Here is a 20403-nt window from a genome sequence, read left to right as displayed (position 1 = left end):
CCGAATGACAATCACGGCGCGTGACCGATCGGCTGGGGAGCCGAGGTCCCGCCGGGCGGCTGGATCCCTGGGGTCGTAATCGTTGTGCGTGGCGGCTTTGAGAGGCGGACGGCCATGTCGTTGGTCGGTGGCACGGATGGAAGCAGACATCCCGTGCTGAGAAGGATCATGGCCTTCGTGGTCTTCGTGGCGGCGGCGGTGGTTCCCATCGCGTTGTTGAGCACGGCCGCTTCGGCGGCCCCCTGCGACGCACCGGTGGTGAACCCCGTCGCCTGCGAGAACTCCAAGACCGGCGACACCAACTGGGACGCGACGGGCGGTGGCGACCCGAGCATCGAGGGGTTCGCGACCACGATGAGCGCCAACATCGGCGACACCGTCAAGTTCAAGATCAAGACCTCGTCGCCGTACAAGATCGACATCTACCGCCTCGGGTACTACAACGGCGCGGGCGCGCGGAAGTGGGCCACCTCCATCCCGGTGACCCCCCGCTCGCAGCCCGCCTGCCTGTCCCAGGCCTCCACCGGTCTCGTCGACTGCGGCAACTGGCAGGAGTCCGCCTCCTGGACCGTGCCGTCGAACGCGGTGTCCGGCGTGTACCTCGCCCACCTCCAGCGCACCGACGCGGACGTGGACAACCAGATCGCGTTCGTCGTCCGCGACGACGGCAGCCACGCGAAGATGGTCTTCCAGACCTCCGACACGACGTGGCAGGCCTACAACACCTGGGGCGGCAACAGCTTCTACGGCGGCCAGCCCGACTCGCGCGCCTACAAGCTGAGCTACAACCGCCCCTTCTCCACCCGCACGGACGTCCCGGACGGCCGTGACTTCCTCTTCGGCTCCGAGTACCCGATGATCCGCTTCCTCGAGCGCAACGGGTACGACATGAGCTACATCTCCGGCATCGACACCGACCGCGCCGGAGCGCTGCTGCAGAACCACAAGCTGTTCATCTCCACCGGCCACGACGAGTACTGGTCGGGCCAGCAGCGCGCCAACGTCGAGGCCGCCCGCGACGCCGGCGTGCACCTCGCGTTCTTCAGCGGCAACGAGGTCTTCTGGAAGACCCGCTGGGAGAACAGCATCGACGGGTCGAACACGGCCTACCGGACGCTGGTCACCTACAAGGAGACCCACGCCAACGCGAAGATCGACCCGAACGCCCAGTGGACGGGCACCTGGCGCGACCCCCGGTTCAGCCCGCCCGCGGACGGCGGCAGACCGGAGAACGCCCTCACCGGCCAGATCTGGACGGTGAACTGCTGCAGCTACGCGATCCAGGTCCCAGCCGACGACGGCAAGATGCGCTTCTGGCGCAACACCTCCGTCGCGAACCAGGCGACCGGCGCGGTGGCGACGCTGGCCCCGAACTCGCTCGGCTACGAGTGGGACGAGGACCTCGACAACGGCTTCCGCCCCAAGGGCGCCGTGCGGCTGTCGAAGACCACGCAGACGGTGCAGGCCAAGATCCAGGACTACGGCACGTCCGTCGCCGAGGGCGAGGCCACCCACCGGATGACGATGTACAAGGCCGCCAGCGGCGCCATCGTCTTCGGCGCGGGCACCGTGCAGTGGTCCTGGGGCCTGGACGACCAGCACGACGGCGCGGCCGTCGACACCGACGTCCGGATGCAGCAGGCGACCGTGAACCTGTTCGGGGACATGGGGATCCTGCCCACCACGATGATGTCCGGGCTGACCGCGCCGGGCACCTCGACCGACACCACCGCCCCGCAGACCACCATCTCCACCCCCACCTCCAACTCGGTGGTCAACAGCGGCGACACCGTCACCGTCACCGGCACGGCGTCCGACGTCGGCGGCCGGGTCGGCAACGTGGACGTCTCGCTCGACGGCGGCACGACCTGGCACCCGGCCACCGGCCGGGAGAGCTGGACCTACTCCGGCAGCGTCCCGCGCACCGGCGCGATCAGCATCCAGGCCCGTGCCACCGACGACAGCCTGAACACCGACGCCTCGCCCGCGACCGTCGGCGTCACGAGCACCTGCCCGTGCACGCTGTTCCCCGACCTGGCGAAGCCGAGGACCGAGGCGAGCACCGACGTCAACCAGATCAACGTCGGCACCCGCTTCACCACCGACTCGGCCGGCTACGTGACCGGGATGCGCTTCTACAAGGGCGCGGGCAACACCGGCACGCACGTCGGCGGCCTGTGGACCGCGGCGGGCCAGCAGCTGGCCACCGCGACCTTCGCCAACGAGTCCGCCTCCGGCTGGCAGAACGCGATCTTCAACCCGGCCGTCCAGGTCACCGCGAACACGCAGTACGTGGTGTCCTACAACGCTCCGGTCGGCAGGTACTCGGCGGACGCGGACTTCTTCCGCAACAAGGGTTTCGACGCCCCGCCGCTGCACGCCCCCGCCACCGCCGAGACCGCGCTCAACGGCGTGTTCGGCTACGGCACCCCCGGCTTCCCGACGAACAGCTACCAGGGCGGCAACTACTGGGTCGACGCGGTGTTCGACACGACCGCGCCGCCGGACACGATCGCGCCCAGCGCGACGGTGGACTCGCCGATCAACGGCAGCTCCAGCGTGTCCACGACCGCGAAGCCGTCGGTGAGGTTCGACGAGCCGGTGCAGCAGGCCACGATCGCCTTCTCGGTCAAGAACCCGGCCAACGTCGCGGTGGCGGGCACCGTCGCCTACGACGCCGCCACCAAGACCGCCGTGTTCACGCCCAGCAGCCCCCTGGCGGGCAACACCAAGTACACGGTGTCGGTGTCCGGTGCCAAGGACACCGCGGGCAACACGATGTCCGGCACGACGTCCTGGACCTTCACCACGCAGAAGCCCGCCACCCCCGGCGTGTGCCCGTGCAGCGTGTGGGACGACGGCGCGGTGCCTGCCACGGTCACCGTCAACGACGCAGGCGCGGTCGAGCTCGGCATGCGCTTCCAGGCGGACGTGAGCGGTTCGGTCAAGGGCGTCCGGTTCTACAAGGGGGCGCAGAACGTCGGCTCCCACACCGGTCGCCTGTGGTCCAACTCCGGCACGCTGCTGGCCACGATCACCTTCACCGGCGAGTCCACCGCCGGCTGGCAGGAAGCCGCGTTCAACTCGCCGGTGCACATCAACGCCGGCACGACGTACGTGGTCTCCTACACCACCAACGGGTACTACTCGGCGACCTCGGGCGGCCTGAACTCCGCCGTGGTCAACGCCCCGCTGCGGGCGCTGGCCACCGGTACCGACGGCCCGTCCGGCGTGTACCGCTACGGCACCGGCGGTGTGTTCCCGACCAACGGCGGCGGCGCGAACTACTGGGTCGACGCGGTGTTCCAGCCCGACCCCGACACGATCGCGCCCACGGTGACCGGCACCTGGCCGGGCAACGACTCGCGCAGCGTGCCGACGTCGTCGGCGATCACGGCCACCTTCAACGAGGCGGTCAACCCGTCGAGCGTCGTGTTCACGCTCAACGGCGACATCAACGCCGCGTCGCCGCTGACCGGCACGACCACCTACGACGCGGCCACCCGCACGGCGAGGTTCCAGCCGTCGGCGGCGCTGAGCGCGGCCACCACGTACACGGCCACGGTCAAGGCGGCGGACACCAGCGGCAACATGATGGGCAACGCCACGAGCTGGTTCTTCACCACCTCCGGCATCGGGGCCTGCCCGTGCACGCTGTTCTCGGACAGCACGACCCCGGTCACCGCGTCGGTGAACGACACCAACGCGGTCGAGCTCGGCGCCCGGATCACCCCGGACACCAACGGCTGGATCACCGGCGTCCGGTTCTACAAGGGCACCGGCAACACCGGGACGCACACCGGCAGCCTCTGGACGACGAGCGGCACGCGCCTGGCGACGGGCACGTTCACCGGCGAGTCGGCCACCGGCTGGCAGAAGCTGGCGTTCGCCAACCCGGTCGCGGTCACCGCGAACACCCAGTACGTGGTGTCCTACTACGCCCCGGTCGGCCGCTACGCCGGTGACGTCGACTACTTCACGACCGCGGTCGACAACGCGCCGCTGCACTCCCCGGTCAGCGGGAGCGACAAGAACGGGCTGTTCCGCTACGGCGCGGGCGGCGGGTTCCCGGTCGACTCCTACCGGTCCGGCAACTACTACGTGGACGCGGTGTTCACCAACAACGCGCCGTCCGACACGACGGCGCCGACGGTGACCGGCTACAGCCCGGCCGACGGCGTGACGAGCGTCCCGCCGACCGGCGCGGTCACGGTGACCTTCGACGAGGACGTCCAGCCCACGTCGCCGGTCTTCACCCTGGCGCCCACCGCGGGCGGCGCGAACGTGGCCGGCACCAGCGCGTACAACGCGGCGACCAGGACGTGGACGTTCACGCCCTCCTCCCCGCTGGCGTTCGCGACGACGTACCGGGCCACCGTGTCCGGGGCGAAGGACGGGCCGGGCAACACGATGGCCGGGTCGGTGACGTGGACCTACACCACGGCGCAGGCCCCGACCAGCGGGTGCCCGTGCACGATCTTCCCGGACTCGGCCACGCCGACCATCGCCGCGGCCGACGACAACGGCCCGCTGTCGCTGGGCGTCCGGTTCACCGCCGAGAGCGACGGCGTCGTCAACGGCATCCGGTTCTACAAGGGAGCGGGCAACACCGGCACCCACACCGGGACGCTGTGGACGGCCACCGGGACCTCGCTGGGCACGGTCACCTTCACCGGTGAGACCGCGGGGGGCTGGCAGACGGCGACGTTCGCCACGCCGATCGCGGTGACCGCGAACACGCAGTACGTCGCGAGCTACTTCGCGCCCAACGGGCACTACTCGGTCACCAGGGGCACGTTCGAGTTCAACGGCGTCGACCGGACGCCGCTGCACGCCCCGAAGGCGCTGAGCGGAGCCCCGAACGGCCTCTACAAGTACGGGTCGTCGGCGGCCTTCCCCGACGGCGGCAACGACACGAACTACTGGGTCGACGTCGTCTACACGCCGAACACCCCGGCGCCGCAGGGGTTCGCGGGTTCGGCGGGCGCCGCCGCCGCGAGCCCGGCGGGCTTCTTCCACGGCACGCCCGCGCAGGCGGTGTCGTCCGTGGTGGGAGTGCTCAGGTCCAGGGTGGCGCAGTTGTTCACAACCACGAGGTGAGGTGACAGGTGAGCCCGTTCCCGCTGGTCGTCATGATGTCGGGCAAGCCGTGGGACGGAGTCCGCGGCGCCGACCGGCAGCAGGCCGAACAGCTGACGAGGTACGCCGACGTGCTGTGGGTGGACCCCCCGATCTCCCCGCTGACACCGGAGAGGTACCGACCCGGTGTCGGCAGGGGGTTCCGCCCCCGGCTCGCCGCACCGGCACCGGGCATCACCAGGCTTACACCGGTCGCGCTGCCGGGGCTCTCCCGCCCCGGCATCCGCGCCACCACCTGGCCGCTGGTCCGCGCTCAGATCCGCTGGGCCCTGAGCCGGACCGGCCGCCGCCCGCACGCCGTCGTGTCGTTCTCGTTCGACGACGTGCTCGGCAAGTGGGGCAAGGGGATCCGCACCGTCCTGTACGGGACGGACGACTGGGTCGCGGGCGGTCAGCTGATGGGGCTGGACCGCGACTGGCTGCGCGGTGAGGAACGCCGGGCGCTCGCCGACGCGAGCACCGTGGTGGCCGTGACGCCCGCACTGGTGTCGCGCTGGGCGGGTCTCGGCGCGGCACCGGAGTTCCTGCCCAACGGCGTGCACGCCGACGCCTACCGGACCGTGGAGTCGGCCGACGTGCCCGCCGTGGCGGCGGACCTGCCGCACCCGGTCGCGGGCCTCATCGGCCGGATCACCGCGCGGATCGACATCGGCATCCTGGAGACCCTGGTGGACAACGGGGTCTCGCTGCTGATGGTCGGTCCGCGCGACCCGTCGTGGGAGCCGCAGCGGTGGGCGGGCCTCGTCGCGAGACCGCACGTGCGGCACGTGGACGAGGTGCCCTTCCCGCAGCTGCCCGGCTACTTCAAGGGCATCGACGTCGGCATCACGCCCTACCACGACACCGAGTTCAACCGGGCGTCCTTCCCGCTCAAGACGTTGGAGTACCTGGCGGCCGGTCGTCCCGCCGTCAGCACGGACCTGCCCGCGACCCGGTGGTTGTGCGAGGACGCCGAAACGAACGCCCCCGGCGCGCCGATAGTCATCACGGCGGGCTCGCACGGCGAGTTCGCCGAAGCGGTCCTCGCGGCCGCCCGGTCGCCGCGCACCGCCGACGAGGTCGCCCGCAGGCAGGGGTTCGCCCAGCTGCACTCGTGGCGTCGCCGGGGTGACGCGTTCGCCGAGGCCATCGGTCTCGCAGTCCACAATGGAGGGTCAATGGCAGGCACGGCACGGAGCGGCGTCGAGGGGGAGTCCCGATGATCCCCGTGATGCGCCCCGTTCTCGGCGAGGAGGAGGCCCAGGCCGCCGCCGAGGCCGTCAGGTCCGGCTGGGTGGCCCAGGGCCCCCGCGTCGCGGCCTTCGAGGAGGCCTTCGCCACGAGGGTCGGCGCCGCGCACGGCGTCGCGGTCTCCTCGTGCACGACCGGACTGCACCTCGCCGTCCACCTGCTCGGCATCGGCGCCGGTGACGAGGTGGTCGTGCCGTCGCTGTCGTTCATCGCCACCGCGAACGCCGTCCGCTACACCGGCGCCACCCCCGTCTTCGCCGACGTCGACCCGGACACCGGCAACCTCACCGCCGACACCGTCAAGGCCGTGCTCACCCCGCGCACCAAGGCGGTCATGGTCGTGCACCAGGCCGGTGTGCCCGCGGACGTCGAGTCGCTGCGCGCGCTGTGCGACCCGCTGTCGGTCGACGTGGTCGAGGACGCCGCGTGCGCCGCGGGCTCGACGTACCAGGGCTTCCCGGTCGGCACCGGCGCGCTGCTGGCCGCGTGGTCGTTCCACCCGCGCAAGCTGCTCACCACCGGTGAGGGCGGCATGGTCACGATGGACCGCGAGGAGTGGGCCGTGCGCGGCAGGCGGCTGCGCGAGCACGGCATGAGCGTCAGCGCGGCGGACCGGCACTCCGGCGGCGCCGCGGTCGTTGAGGAGTACCTGGAGACGGCGTTCAACTACCGGCTCACCGACATCCAGGCCGCGGTCGGGCTCGTGCAGCTCGGCAGGCTGGACGGCATCGTGGCGCGCAGGCGCGAGCTCGCCGCGCGCTACCACGAGCTGCTGGCCGACGTGCCCGGTCTGCGGATGGTGCGCGACCCGGAGCACGGCACGACGAACTACCAGTCGTTCTGGGTGCGGCTGCCCGACGACAGCCCGCTGGAGCGCAACGACGTGCTGGCCGAGCTGGCCTCGCGCGGCGTGTCCGCGCGCCGCGGGATCATGGCCTCGCACCTGGAACCGGCCTACCGCGGGCACCCGCGCGGGGACCTGCCGGTGACCGAGGACCTGACCCGGCGGACGCTGATCCTGCCGCTGTTCCACGACATGACCGCGGGGGAGCAGGACACCGTGGTCGACGCGCTCAAGGCCTCCCTGGGCCTGCCGGTGGCGACGGGTGGCGTGCGATGAGCGCTGCCCGTCCGCTGCTGCTGGTGGGTGCGGGTGGTCTTGCCCGCGAGTGCTTGGCGGCGCTCGCGGCGGTCGCGGAGGTCGGTGCGGACCCGTACACCGTGCTCGGCTTCCTCGACGACGACCCCGCCCGGCACGGGACGCTGGTCGACGGCACCCCCGTGCTGGGCGGGTCGGAGCTGGTCCACGAGTACCCGGACACGGCCGTGCTGATCTGCACGGCCGGCTCCCGCGCGCTGGACAGCAGACCCCGGATCGCCCGGCGGCTCGGGCTGCCCGACGAACGCCTGGCCACGCTCGTGCACCCCGCCGCCAGCGTGGCGCAGGGCACCGAGATCGGCGCGGGCACGATCCTGCTGGCGGGCGCCGTGGTCACGGCGCCGCAGCGGATCGGCCGCCTGGTCGTGGCCATGCCGCAGGTGCTGCTCACCCACGACGACGAGGTGGACGAGGGCGTGACCATGGCCGGTCGGGTCGCCCTCGCGGGCGGCGTGCGGGTCGGCTGGTGCGCCTACCTCGGGGCGGGCTCGCTGGTGCGCGAGAACGTCACCGTCGGCGAGCTCTCGCTGCTGGGCATGGGTTCGGTGCTGCTGGAGGACCTGCCCGCCGGGCAGACCTGGGTGGGCTCGCCCGCGCGGCAGCTCGCCCGGCGGCCGAAGGCGGTGTCGCGGTGAGGATCCTCGTCTTCGCGCACCGGCTGGAGCTCGGTGGCACCCAGACCAACGCCATCGAGCTGGCCGCGACCATCCGGGACACCTACGGCCACGAGGTGGTGCTGTTCGCCGCGCCCGGCCCGGCCTCGGAGCTGGCCAGGAGCAAGGGGCTCCGGCTGGTCGACGCCCCCGACGCGGCCAACCACCCGTCCCCGGCGGTCATGCGCGCGTTGCGCGCCGCGGTCCGCGCGGAGAAGCCCGACCTGATCCACGTGTGGGACTGGCCGCAGTGCTTCGACGCCTACTTCGGCGAGCACCTCGTGCACCGGGTCCCGTTGCTGTGCACCATGATGGGCATGGTGGTGCCGAGCTTCGTGCCGCGCCAGCTGCCCACCACGTTCGGCACCCGGCAGCTCGCCGAGGACGCGCGCCGGTCCCGCACCGGCACGGTCGACCTCCTCGAACCGCCGGTCGACGTCGCCTTCAACTCCCCCGGCGCGGTGGATCCCGCCCCGTTCAAGGAGAAGTTCCGGCTCACCGACGACAAGCTCACCATCGTCACGGTCTCCCGGCTGGTCGAGTGGCTGAAGCTGGAGAGCCTGCTGCGCAGCATCGAGGCCGTCGACCTGCTGGCCGAGAAGCACGCCGTGCGGCTCGTGATCGTCGGCGAGGGCACCGCGGCCGAACGCGTCGCGGCCCGCGCCGGCGAGGTGAACCGGCGGCACGGCACGGACGTCGTGGTGCTCACCGGCGGGCTGCTCGACCCCAGGCCGGCCTACGAGGCGGCCGACGTGATGCTGGGCATGGGCGGCTCCGCGCTGCGCACGCTGGCGTTCGCGAAGCCCATCATCGTGCTGGGGGAGCGGGGCTTCTCGCTGCCGTTCGACGAGAGCACCGCGGGCTACTTCCGGCAGCACGGCTACTACGGGCTGGGCAAGGGCACCGAGACGCCCGCCGACCTGGCCGCGCAGATCGAGCCGATGATCGAGGACGGGCCGCTGCGCAAGGAGCTCGGGGAGTTCGGCCGCGGCGTCGTCGTGCGGTACTACGGGCTGGACCCCGCGGCGCGCGGGTTGGAAGAGCTCTACCGCCGGGTGGCCGCCGCCCCCGGCAACCGCACGACCACGGCGCGCGAAGGCGCCCGCACGGTCGCGATGCTCACGGCCCGGCGACTGCCGGCGCCGGTCAAGGACAAGCTGCGCGCGGTGGTCCGCCGCCTCGCGCCGAACAGGGGACAGGGGGTGGCCTCGTGACGGTCCCACTGGTCGATCTCGGGATCCAGCGCGACCAGATCGCCGACGAGGTCGCGGAGGGCTTCGCCAGGGTGCTGGCGACCACCGCGTTCGTCGGTGGTCCGGACTGCGCGGCCTTCGAGTCGGAGTTCGCCGCGTACTCGGGCCGCGCGCACTGCGTCGGCGTCGCCAACGGCACCGACGCGCTGGAGCTCGCGCTGCGCGCGGCGGGCGTCGAGCAGGGCGACCGGATCGCGTTGCCCGCCAACACCTTCGTCGCCACGGCCGAGGCCGTCGTGCGCGCCGGTGGCGTGCCCGTCCCGGTCGACGTGGACGACGAGCACCTGCTGCTCGACCCGGCGGCGCTGGCCGAGGTCGCCGCCGACGTGCGGGCCGTCATGCCGGTGCACCTGTTCGGCCAGCTCGCCCCGATGGAGCCGATCATGGCCATCGCGCGGGAGCACGGGCTGGTCGTGGTCGAGGACGGCGCGCAGTGCCAGGGCGCGACCCAGCACGGCAGGGGCATGGGCGCGTGGGGCGACGCCGCGGGCACCAGCTTCTACCCCGGCAAGAACCTCGGCGCGTTCGGCGACGCGGGCGGTGTGCTGACCGACGACGAGGAGGTCGCCCGCCGGGTGCGGCTGCTGGCCAACCACGGCAGCGACCGCAAGTACGAGCACCCGACGCTGGGCTTCAACTCCCGGCTCGACACGCTGCAGGCCGTGGTGCTGCGGGCGAAGCTCGCCCGGCTCGCCGGCTGGAACACCGAACGGCAGCTCGCCGCCGCGACCTACGCCGAGCTGCTCAAGGACGTCGACGGCGTCCGGCTGCCCGGTGTCGCGGAGGGCAACGAGCACGTGTGGCACCTCTACGTCGTGCGCGTGCCGGACCGCGACGGCGTGCTGGCCGACCTCCAGGCGGCGGGCATCGGCGCGGGCATCCACTACCCGACGCCCGTGCACACCACCGGCGCGTTCGAGCGCCACGGCCGCCCCGAGGGCTACCCGGTGACCGAGAAGGCGGCGGCCGAGATCCTGTCGCTGCCGATGTTCCCCGGCATCACCCGCGTCCAGCAGGAGCGCGTTCGCGACGCGCTGGTCGAGGCGGTGGGCAAGCGTGTCGGATGACGCCGTGAAGGTGCACCCGCTCGGGCTGTGCGAGTCCGACTCCGTCGGCCCGCGCACGCGGGTCTGGGCCTGGGCGCACGTGCTGCCCGGCGCGGTCGTCGGCGCGGACTGCAACATCTGCGACCACGCCTTCGTCGAGGGCGGCGCGGTGCTCGGCGACCGGGTCACGGTGAAGAACGCCGTGCTGGTGTTCGACGGCGTGACGGTCGGCGACGACGTCTTCCTGGGCCCGAACGTCCTGTTCACCAACGACCTGCGGCCGCGCGCCCACGTGAAGAAGGGCCCGGAGGCGCTGCTGCCGACCCGCGTCGAGTCCGGCGCCACGCTCGGCGCGGGCGCGGTCGTGGTGTGCGGCACGACGATCGGCGCGCACGCGTTCGCCGCCGCGGGCTCCGTCATCACGAAGAGCGTGCCGGCGCACGCGTTCGTCGCGGGCAACCCGGCGAAGGTGCGCGGTTGGGTGTGCGAGTGCGGCGAGGCGCTGGACGAGCTGTTCACCTGCGCCTGCGGCCTGAAGTACGAGCAGGTCGGCGAGGGGTTGGCCAGGCGATGACCGCCGGGGTGGGGACCGGGACGGTGGCCGCGCCCGCGAGGGCGCGGCTGTCGCACCTGGACGGCGTGCGCGCGGTGGCGGCGCTCTACGTCGTGCTGCACCACATCTGGTTCACCGTGTACCCCACGTACCCGGTGAACACGGGTCCGGTGTTCCTCGGCTGGCTGCTCTACGGGCACCTCGCCGTCGCGGTCTTCATCGTCGTCAGCGGGTTCTCGCTGACCGTCGCCCCCGCCCGGCGCGGGTACCGGCTCGGTGGCGTGGCCCGGTTCCTGCGCAGGCGCGCGTGGCGCATCCTGCCGCCGTACTGGGCCGCGCTCGGGCTGTCCGTGCTGGTGTTCGGGCTCGTCACGCCGGAGCTGACCGGCCGCGCGATCACGCTCAAGGGCGTGGTCGCGCACTTCTTCCTGGTGCAGGACGTGGTCGACAGCCCGAAGCCGAACGGCGCGTTCTGGTCGATCGCGATCGAGTGGCAGATCTACTTCCTGTTCCCGCTCGTGCTCCTGCTGCGCCGCCGCATCGGTCCGTTGTGGATGGTCGTCGTCTCGACCGCGGCGGTGGTCGCCGCGCAGCTGGTCGGCGAGAACGTCGGCCCCCTCGACGGCGTGCTGAACCTGACCCCGCAGTTCCTGGCGCTGTTCGTGTTCGGCGTGGCCGCCGCGATGGTGCTGGAGGAGGGCCGGACCGCTCCCCGGTGGCTCGGCGCGGTCGGCGTCGCCTGCTTCGCCGCGTTCGTCGTGCTGGCCGCGGTGTTCGGCTCGGTGTGGGTCGACCGCGGCTACTTCTGGATCGACCTGCTGGTCGGCGTCGGCACCGCCGCGGTGCTGGCCATGCTCGCGGGCGGCGGGTTCGCGCCGCTGCGCGCGGTGCTGGCGAGCCGGGTGCTCAGCGGGGTCGGCCTGTTCTCCTACAGCGTCTACCTGGTGCACCTGCCGCTGCTCTGGCTCGTCGACCACTTCCTGGTGTCGGCGCTGGTCGACGACCCGCTGCCGCGCTTCGGCCTGCTGCTCGCGCTCGGCACGGCCGCCGTGCTCGGCGGCTCCTACCTGTTCCACCGCGTGTTCGAACGGCCGTTCATGGAGAACAGGTCGCTCGCCGAAGTGACGGCGGCGATCAGGGGGAGACGGGTCACGACATGAGCACCGAGTCGACCGAGGAGCTCGGGACGCTGGTCCGCAAGGGGATGCGCTGGAGCTTCGCCAGCACGTTCCTCTCGCGGCTGGCGAACCTGGCGTCCGGCATCATCCTGGCCCGGCTGCTGACGCCCAACGACTACGGGCTGTTCGCGGTCGCGACGGTCGCGCTGGTCATCCTGATCAACATCAACGACCTCGGCCTGGAGCAGGTCCTGGTGCGCTGGCCTGGTGACGTGGCCAAGGTCGCCTCGACCGCCACCACGGTCATCTTCGGGTTCAGCGTCGTGCTGTTCCTGGGCTTCCAGGCGGGCGCGAGCGCGTTCGCCACGGCGCTGGGCGCGCCCGAGGCGACGGACCTGGTGCGGGTGCTGGCGTTCGCGATCCTGGTCAACGGCGCCCTCGCGGTGCCGTCGGCGATGCTCACCCGCTCGTTCCGCCAGGACCTGCGCACCTACGCCGACCTCACCGGGTTCGTCGTCACGACCGGGCTCACGCTCGTGCTGGCGCTGACCGGCTTCGGTGTGTGGGGGCTGGTGTGGGGCAGGCTGCTGGGCAACCTGGTGAACGGGCTGCTGCACCTGAAGTTCACCCCGGTCCGCTACCGGCCCGGCTGGGACCCGGCGGTGGCGAAGGAGCTGCTGCGCGGCGGCCTGCCGCTGGCCGGGGCGACGATCCTCGCGGTGGCGATGGTCAACGTGGACAACGTGGTGATCGGCCGCCTGCTCGGCCCGGAGACCCTGGGCCTCTACGTGCTGGCGTTCAACCTGTCCAGCTGGCCCGTGACGCTGCTGTCGATCCCGGTCGCGCGGGTCAGCGTGCCCGCGTTCGCGCGGCTCCAGGAGGACCTCGTGGCGCTGCGCGCGGCGTTCGCCAGGTCCATGGGGCTGCTGATGGCCGCGGCGGTGCCGATCTGCGGGCTGCTGGCGATCATGGCCGGGCCGACGATCCGGTTCGTCTACGGCGACAAGTGGGCGGGCGCGGCGACCGCGCTGGTGTTCCTCGCGGTGCTGGGCCTGGCCAGGGTGGCGCTGCAGCTGTGCTTCGACGTCCTCATCGCGGTCGGCCGCGCGCGCCAGACCCTCGGCCTGCAGGCGCTGTGGCTCGTGGTGCTCACGCCCGCGCTGGCGATCGGGGCGCACCTGCACGGCGTGGCCGGGGTCGGCATCGCGCACATGGCCGTCGCGGTCGTGGTGGTGCTGCCCGCGTTCCTCGTCGCGCTGACCGGGCTGGGCATCCGGCCGGGTCTGCTCGGCTCCGCGGTGCTGCGCCCGGCGCTGGGCGCGGTGCTGCTGTGCGTCGTGCCGTACTTCGCGACCCGCGAGCTCCACCCGGACCTGCTGGTGCTGGTCGTCGGCGGCGTCGGCGGGCTCGCGCTGTACCTGCCCGTGGTGTATCCGATGCGGCGCGGTCTCGTAGCTCTCAAGACCGCGAAACCCGCAGGTCGGGAAGCTGAGGCGGGTGCGGTGTGACGACCATCTCAGTTGCGTGTGCAAAGCGTTGTAGAAGCACTGGTCTAACGGGTCCGGGGAGGGGTGTGATGCGCCTTTTAGGGGTCCTGAATCCCATTCTTCGCCTCTGACCAGCAATTTGGTAGATCAATTCATTGTGATGATGCCTCGCATTTTAGTGATCCATTCTCGGGTGTGCGGCCGGATTGGCCCGTTCGGCGCAATGCGACGGTCCCGACCTTGGGTTACCGTTCGACCGCCTAAACGGTAACCGCGGCATAACGACGCCGTGGTGCGCTGGCCGGTCGCGGGGGAAATGAACCGGTCATCGAACTGGCCAACGAAAGGTGGGCTCTCCTCGTGCATCCCCGCACGTCGTCAAGACAGGTCAACGACGGTCGTCGTACCCGCAAGCTGTTGGCCTCCTCCGCACTCCTCGTCCTCGCCGTGCTCGGTGTCGCCGCCTGCAGCCCGGCGCGCGCCCGGCCGGTGGCCTCGACGTCGAGTCCCGTGCTCTCCCCGGTGCGCACGCCCGAGACCTCGTCGAGCGCGCCCTCCTCCACGGCGTCCTCGGCCCCGTCGAGCAGCAGCGCCGCCCCCAGCTCCTCCTCGGCGGTCGTGGCACCGCCCGCGCTCCCGAAGCCGCCCACCGCGCCCACCCAGGGCCTCACGGGCTGGCCGAACGCCTCCAACACCGGCGTCCGGACCTCCGACCTCAAGGAGCTCCGCGGCGACCAGCTCGTCACGGCGGACTGGATCAAGAAGCAGGGCCTCCCCGGCAGCGGGTCGCAGGCCGATCCCTACCGCATCGAGAAGTACCTGGTCGCGGGCATGCTGCACATCGACCTCCCGGACTCGACCAACCTGGTCGTCTCGCAGTCCCGCGTCTACGGCGGCGAGTTCCACGCCCTGTGGATCGAGAACGGCACCGTGACCGTGCAGGACACGACGATCGCGCCGAACGGCAAGGGCCTGTCCGGCAACGGCATCGTCGCCTACCGCAGCGGCACGTTCCTGCGCAACGACATCTCCGGCTTCAACATCGGGATCATGGTCCAGGGCCAGGGCCCCTACCTGATCCAGGACAACTTCCTGCACGACACGTACTTCCAGAGCGGCGATCACACCGACGTGATCAACATGAACCCGAACGCCAGCAACGGTGTCGTCAAGCACAACTACATCGACGGCATCCGCAGCGACGGCGACTACACCCACAACGGCATCGGCATCTACAACGACCCCGGTGCCGGGTCGGGCTCGAACGCGGTCAGCAAGAACTGGACGATCGAGCAGAACTACATCACCCGCTCGAACCACCTGATCTTCGCGGCCGCGTCCCCGCCGTTCGTGGTGAAGGACAACGTGCTCACCACGGAGTACAAGTACGCGCCGTTCCACAACGCGCTGCCGGGCAACGCCGACGGCGGCGGCAACGTGGACCAGAACGGCAAGGCGGTCAAGGCCCAGGGCTGACCCGCCAGGGCCGGGTCCCCTCGGGTTCGATCCCTTGGGGCGCACGGGACGCACACCCTCGGTACCACTGGTGGTACCGAGGGTGTTCTCGTGACCGAGGTGGACGTCCGGGGAACTCCGCGTAGTCGTTGGTCCGGACGGTGGACGGAGCGTAACGACGCCCTCTTCTTGGTCGATCTAGCAAGAGATGATGCCGAGTTGTTCGCGCACCGGGACCGCACCCGTGCGTCGTGGCTTTCCGAGGACGTGGCCGTGAAGCAGTTCCCCGTTGCCGAACCCCGACGACTCGTCCGCCCCCTGGCCGTGGTCGTCGTGACCTACCAGAGCGCGGACGTGGTCGAGGGGTGCCTGGCGGCGCTTCCGCAAGCGCTCAGCGGCGCGGGCGAGTCCCGCGTCGTGGTGGTGGACAACGCCTCTACCGACAGCACCCGCGAGGTCGTGGCGCGGGTCGCTCCGACCGCGACGGTCGTCGCGCGCTCCACCAACGACGGTTTCGCCGCCGGGGTGAACGCGGGCATCGCCGCGTCCCCGGACTGCGACGTGCTCGTGCTCAACGCCGACATCCGGCTCGCCCCCGGCTCGGTCGCGCTCCTGCGGGCGGCCGCCGCCCGCCGCGTCGGCGTGGTCGCACCGGCCCTTGTGGACGGCGACGGCGTCCCGCAGAAGTCGTTGCGCCGGGCGCCGACGGTCCTGCGCACGCTCGCCGAGGCCGTCCTGGGCGGCACGCGGGCCGGGCGGTACCGCCTGCTGGGCGAGACCGTCGCCGATCCCGAGGCCTACCGCGAGGCGGGCGAGGCCGAGTGGGTGTCCGGCGCCGCGTGGCTGGTCACCAGGGAGTGCCTGAACGTGCTGGGCGCGCTGGACGACCGCTACCTGCTCTACTCCGAGGAGACCGAGTTCATGCTCCGGGCCCGCCGCGGCGGGTTCGCCGTGCGCTACGAGCCCGCCGCGAAGGCCGTGCACCTCGGCGGCGAGCTGGAGTCCTCGCCGCGGCTGTGGTCGCTGATGGCGGCGAACAAGGTGCGGCTGCACCGGGAGCGCTTCGGGCTCGTCGGCGCCGTCCCGATGTGGTTCGCCGTGGCGTTCAACGAGCTCCTGCGCTCGGTGCGCGGTGACTCCGCGTCGCGGACCAGGCACCGCGCGGCGTTGCGCGGGCTGGTCGGGATGAGGCGGTGGCCCGCCCCGCTCGACTCCGCGGGCGCGATCGACCCGGACGCGCCGAGCTACCTCTGCTTCTCCGCCCAGGACTGGTGGTACCACAACCGGGCGCACTCGGACTTCCAGCTGCTGACCCGCGTGGCCGAGCGGCGCAAGGTGCTGCTCGTCAACAGCATCGGCCTGCGGATGCCCCTGCCCGGTCGCAGCACCCAGTTCCTCCGCCGCATCCTGCGCAAGGCGCGCAGCGTGGCGATGCTGGTGCGCAGGCCGCTGCCGAACGTCCCCGGCTTCCACGTGATGACCCCGTTGCCGCTGCCGTTCTACGGCAAGCCGTGGCTGCGCAAGCTGAACTCGGTGCTGGTGCGCGCCCAGGTGCGCGCGGTCTGCGCCGTGCTGCGGATGGGCAGCCCGGTCGTCGTGGCGACCATCCCCACGGCGTGGGACGTGGTGTCGCCGATGAAGCGCAGGTCGCTGCTGTTCAACCGGTCCGACCGGCACTCCGCGTTCCCCGAGTCGGACCAGCGGACCATCGCCGCGCTGGAGGACGAGCTGCTGGAGCACTCCGACCACGTGCTCTACGTCAGCCGGGCGTTGCAGGACCAGGAGCACGACGCCACCGGCGACCGGTCGTACTTCCTCGACCACGGCGTGGACCTGGAGCACTTCCGCCGCCGACCGGCCGCCGAGATCCCGCCCGACCTGGCGGGCATCTCCGGGCCGATCATCGGGTTCTTCGGCAGCCTGGACGACTACCTCGTCGACTTCGACCTGCTGGAGCACGTCGCTGCCTCGCTGCCGGACGCCTCGCTGGTCCTCATCGGCGACGCGACCTGCTCGATGGAGCGCTTCGCCAAGTACCCCAACGTGCACTGGCTCGGGTTCAAGCCCTACGAGCAGATCCCGGCCTACGGCACGGCGTTCGACGTCGCGCTGATGCCGTGGCTCGACAACGACTGGATCAAGCACGCGAACCCCATCAAGCTCAAGGAGTACCTCGCCCTGGGACTGCCGATCGTGACCACCGCCTTCCCCGAGATCGACCACTACGCCGACCGGGTCCGGGTCGCGAAGGACCCGGACGGCTTCGTGGAGCTGGTCGGCGTCTCGCTCGTCGAGGGCGCCCCGGTGTCGCGCGAGCGGCTGCGCGAGTCGGTGCTCCCGGCGTCGTGGGACTCGCGCGCGCGGCAGCTCGTCGACCTGGCCGAGGGAGGCCGCCCGTGTGCGGGATAGCGGGGTACCGCAGGCTCGACGGTGCGCCCGTCGACGCCGACCTGCTGCGCGCCATGGCGTCGCGGCTGGTCCACAGAGGACCGGACGACTCCGGGATCTGGACGTCCGGCTCGATCGGCTTCGCGCACACCAGGCTCTCCATCATCGACCTGGGCTCGTCGGCGCAGCCGATGGCGAGCCACGACGGGCAGCGCACGGTCGCGTTCAACGGCGAGATCCTCAACTACCGGCAGCTCCGGTCCGAAGTGGACTACCCGTACCGCACCGGCGGCGACACCGAGGTGCTGCTGGCGCTGCACGAGCGCTACGGCGTGGAGGGCGTGCGCAGGCTGCGCGGCCAGTTCGCCTACGCGGTGCACGACGCGGAGACCGGCGACCTGCACCTGGTGCGCGACCGCATGGGCGTGCTGCCGCTGTACTACTACGTCGACTCCGAGGTCTTCGCGTTCGCCTCGGAGATCAAGGCGCTGTTCCCGGTCATCGGGTCCCGCGAGGTCGACCGGGCGAGCCTGCACGACTACCTCGCGCACCGGTCGGTGCCCGCGCCCTTCACGTTGGTGGACGGCGTCCGCAAGGTGCCGCAGGGGCACCGGCTGCGGCTCAGCGCGACCGGTGCCGTGACCCTGGTGCCCTACTGGGAGCTGCCCCGCGAGCCGGTCGTCGCCGCGCACACGCCCGAGGAGGCCGTGCGGCTGGTGGCGAACGCGCTCGACGAGTCGGTGCGCGACGCGCTGGTGGCCGACGTCCCGGTCGGCGCCTACCTCTCCGGCGGCGTGGACAGCAGCCTGATCACCGCGCTGGTGGCGCGAGCCCGCGAGGGCGCGGGCCTGCACACGTTCTCCGCGGGCTTCGGCGACCCCCGCGTGGACGAGCTGGACTGGGCGCACAAGGTCGCGAGGATCGTCGGCAGCGAGCACCACGACGTGATCGTGACCGCCGACGACTTCCGCGAGTCGTGGGCGAGCCTGAGCTGGCACCGGGACGCGCCGCTGTCCGAGCCCGCCGACGTGGCGGTGTTCAAGCTTGCGCAGCTCGCCCGCCGCGACGTGAAGGTGGTGCTGTCCGGCGAGGGCAGCGACGAGCTGTTCGGCGGCTACCCGAAGCACCGCTTCTCGCAGGCGACCCGGTGGGCGGGTGTCGTGCCCGCCGCGCTGCGGGGGCCCGCCCTGCACCGGCTGGAACGCGCGCTGCCCGCGGGCCGGGCCCGGCTCGGTGTCGCGGTGCGCGCGATGGCCGAGCCCACCGCCGCGGAACGGATGCGCGGCTGGTTCGCGCCGTTCACCGTGCAGGAGCGCGACGCGCTGCTCGGCGGACCGGCGGCCCGCAGCGCCACGGGCCCGTACGAGCGCGGCCGGGGCGACGCCCTGCACCGCATGCTGTACGCGGACTCGCACTCGTGGCTCGCGGACAACCTGCTCGAACGCGGCGACCGCATGTCGATGGCCGCGTCACTCGAACTCCGCCCGCCCTTCCTCGACCACCGCCTGGTCGAGCTGGCGTTCACGCTGCCCAGCTCGGTGAAGGTGCGCAAGGGCGTCACCAAGTGGGTGGTCAAGGAAGTCGCCCGAGCCCACCTGCCAGACGAGGTGGTCGACCGCAGGAAGTCCGGGTTCAAGGTGCCGTTGGACGCCTGGTTCCGGGACGGCCTGAGGGACATGGCGCACGACCTGCTGACCGGCCCCTCGTCGTTCGTCGGCGAGGTGCTGGACCGGCGGGCCGTGCGGACGTTGCTGGCGGAGCACGACTCCGGCAGCAGGAACGAACAGCCGCGGTTGTGGACCCTCCTGTCGTTGGAAGTGTGGCAACGGGAGCTGGCCAGGGCCAACGGGGTGGAGGTGCTCGAATGAGCCAGGACAGGAAGCGCGGGCGTCGAGTGGTGCTCACGAGTGCTCGGGAGACCCCCGGCACGGACGTCGACTTCGTCAGCGCCCTCAAGGTGCTCGGCAAGCAGTGGGTCGTGGTGACCGTCGGCGTCTCGGTGATGGTCGCCGCGGCGATCGGCATCTTCTTCATGGTCCCGCCGACCTACGAGGTCAAGGCGTCCGACGTGCTGCTGGTGCCGGCGCAGGTGGGGTCGTCGCAGGCCGGTCAGGCGAACCCGTACCTCGGGTTCGGCGGGTCGCTCGGCATCGTCGCCGAGATCACCGCCCGGCGGATGAACGACAAGTCCACCGTCGAGGAGATGGTGGGCAAGGGAGGCACGGCGGAGTACCTGGTGGACATCGTGCCGGGTGAGGCGCCGATGCTCCAGGTCACCGCGAACTCCAAGGACCGCGCGGCGGCCCTGCGCACCGCGCAGGTCATCGAGAAGTCGATGACCGAGCTGCTGACCCAGAACCAGGTCGACCTCAAGGCTCCGGAGAACCTGCTCATCACCACGAGCCCGGTGACGACGCCGACGCACGCGGACATCCAGCGGGGCAGCCAGATGCGGGCGCTCGCGGGCATGGCGGTCGTCGTGCTGGCGCTGACCGTGCTGATCGCGTTCCTGCGGGAGAGCGTGCAGACCCGCCGCCGGGCGAAGGCGACCGCGGCGCAGGAGGTCGTGGAGGTCGTCGAGGAGCTGGACGACGACGAGCTCGACGACGAGGTGGAGGAGGCCGCTCCGGCCCCGGCCACCAACGGCGTCGCCCAGAACGGCCAGGCGCCCAAGCCCGCCGCGCCACCGGCTCCGCAGCCGCAGCCCGCCCCGCAGCCCAAGCCCAGTCCGCAGGCGGCGCCCACGGTGAAGTCGGCGCCGGTCACCGACCCGCAGCCCGCGCAGCGTTCGCGGCCGCCGATGCGCAGGCCCCGGATCGCCGAGGAGACGCAGCGGATCAAGCCGATCCCAAACCCCGACCACGTCGCCTGGCCGCGGACCGAGCTCGAGGTGAGCGCGCGGCCGTCCCAGCGCGACTGACG

General features: G+C 71.8%; 13 protein-coding genes. All 13 read left to right on the top strand.

Annotation, left to right across the window (positions count from 1 at the left end; genetic code table 11):
• Positions 1–153: 153 nt before the first annotated feature.
• The 13 genes from CLV43_RS22685 (at position 154) to CLV43_RS22625 (ending at position 20401) form a co-directional block, all read left to right on the top strand.
• Complete coding sequence (locus CLV43_RS22685) at positions 154–5100, top strand: DUF4082 domain-containing protein (protein ID WP_211304479.1); 4947 nt, start codon at positions 154–156, stop codon at positions 5098–5100.
• Positions 5101–5108: 8 nt separating this feature from the next.
• The gene (locus CLV43_RS22680; protein WP_106189236.1) at positions 5109–6341 is read left to right on the top strand and encodes a glycosyltransferase; all 1233 of its coding nucleotides are present in this window, start codon (positions 5109–5111) and stop codon (positions 6339–6341) included.
• Complete coding sequence (locus CLV43_RS22675) at positions 6338–7489, top strand: DegT/DnrJ/EryC1/StrS family aminotransferase (RefSeq protein ID WP_211304478.1); 1152 nt, start codon at positions 6338–6340, stop codon at positions 7487–7489. The genes CLV43_RS22680 and CLV43_RS22675 overlap by 4 nt, the downstream gene beginning before the upstream one ends.
• Entirely contained in the window at positions 7486–8163 is a 678-nt protein-coding gene (locus tag CLV43_RS22670) for a PglD-related sugar-binding protein (RefSeq protein WP_106189235.1), read from the top strand. Before CLV43_RS22675 ends, CLV43_RS22670 begins: the two co-directional genes overlap by 4 nt.
• The gene (locus CLV43_RS22665; RefSeq protein ID WP_170155969.1) at positions 8160–9395 is read left to right on the top strand and encodes a glycosyltransferase family 4 protein; all 1236 of its coding nucleotides are present in this window, start codon (positions 8160–8162) and stop codon (positions 9393–9395) included. Before CLV43_RS22670 ends, CLV43_RS22665 begins: the two co-directional genes overlap by 4 nt.
• Positions 9392–10501, top strand: coding sequence for a DegT/DnrJ/EryC1/StrS family aminotransferase (locus tag CLV43_RS22660; protein WP_245886812.1), 1110 nt, complete (start codon positions 9392–9394; stop codon positions 10499–10501). The genes CLV43_RS22665 and CLV43_RS22660 overlap by 4 nt, the downstream gene beginning before the upstream one ends.
• A complete protein-coding gene (locus CLV43_RS22655; RefSeq protein WP_106189233.1) occupies positions 10491–11054 on the top strand; it encodes an acyltransferase in 564 nt (187 codons plus the stop codon). The genes CLV43_RS22660 and CLV43_RS22655 overlap by 11 nt, the downstream gene beginning before the upstream one ends.
• Positions 11051–12193: an acyltransferase family protein gene (locus tag CLV43_RS22650; RefSeq protein WP_106189232.1), complete on the top strand. Its 1143-nt coding sequence runs from the start codon at positions 11051–11053 to the stop codon at positions 12191–12193. Before CLV43_RS22655 ends, CLV43_RS22650 begins: the two co-directional genes overlap by 4 nt.
• Positions 12190–13659 carry a lipopolysaccharide biosynthesis protein gene (locus tag CLV43_RS22645; RefSeq protein ID WP_106189231.1) on the top strand — a complete coding sequence of 490 codons (1470 nt, stop codon included), beginning with the start codon at positions 12190–12192 and terminating at the stop codon, positions 13657–13659. Before CLV43_RS22650 ends, CLV43_RS22645 begins: the two co-directional genes overlap by 4 nt.
• Before the next feature lie 339 nt (positions 13660–13998).
• A complete protein-coding gene (locus CLV43_RS22640) occupies positions 13999–15114 on the top strand; it encodes a right-handed parallel beta-helix repeat-containing protein (RefSeq protein WP_146174873.1) in 1116 nt (371 codons plus the stop codon).
• A 198-nt stretch (positions 15115–15312) separates the two neighbouring features.
• Positions 15313–17502: a glycosyltransferase gene (locus CLV43_RS22635; protein ID WP_245886811.1), complete on the top strand. Its 2190-nt coding sequence runs from the start codon at positions 15313–15315 to the stop codon at positions 17500–17502.
• Positions 17490–19349 (top strand): asparagine synthase (glutamine-hydrolyzing), encoded by a 1860-nt coding sequence (gene asnB / locus CLV43_RS22630; RefSeq protein WP_106189229.1) that lies wholly within the window; start codon positions 17490–17492, stop codon positions 19347–19349. Before CLV43_RS22635 ends, asnB begins: the two co-directional genes overlap by 13 nt.
• Positions 19346–20401: a YveK family protein gene (locus CLV43_RS22625; protein WP_146174872.1), complete on the top strand. Its 1056-nt coding sequence runs from the start codon at positions 19346–19348 to the stop codon at positions 20399–20401. The genes asnB and CLV43_RS22625 overlap by 4 nt, the downstream gene beginning before the upstream one ends.
• Positions 20402–20403 lie beyond the last annotated feature (2 nt).

It is taken from the genome of Umezawaea tangerina (genome assembly GCF_003002815.1).
GTDB classification, from domain to species: domain Bacteria; phylum Actinomycetota; class Actinomycetes; order Mycobacteriales; family Pseudonocardiaceae; genus Umezawaea; species Umezawaea tangerina.
The sequence above is the reverse complement of the archived record's forward strand: the minus strand, read 5'-3'. Positions and strand labels throughout refer to the sequence as shown.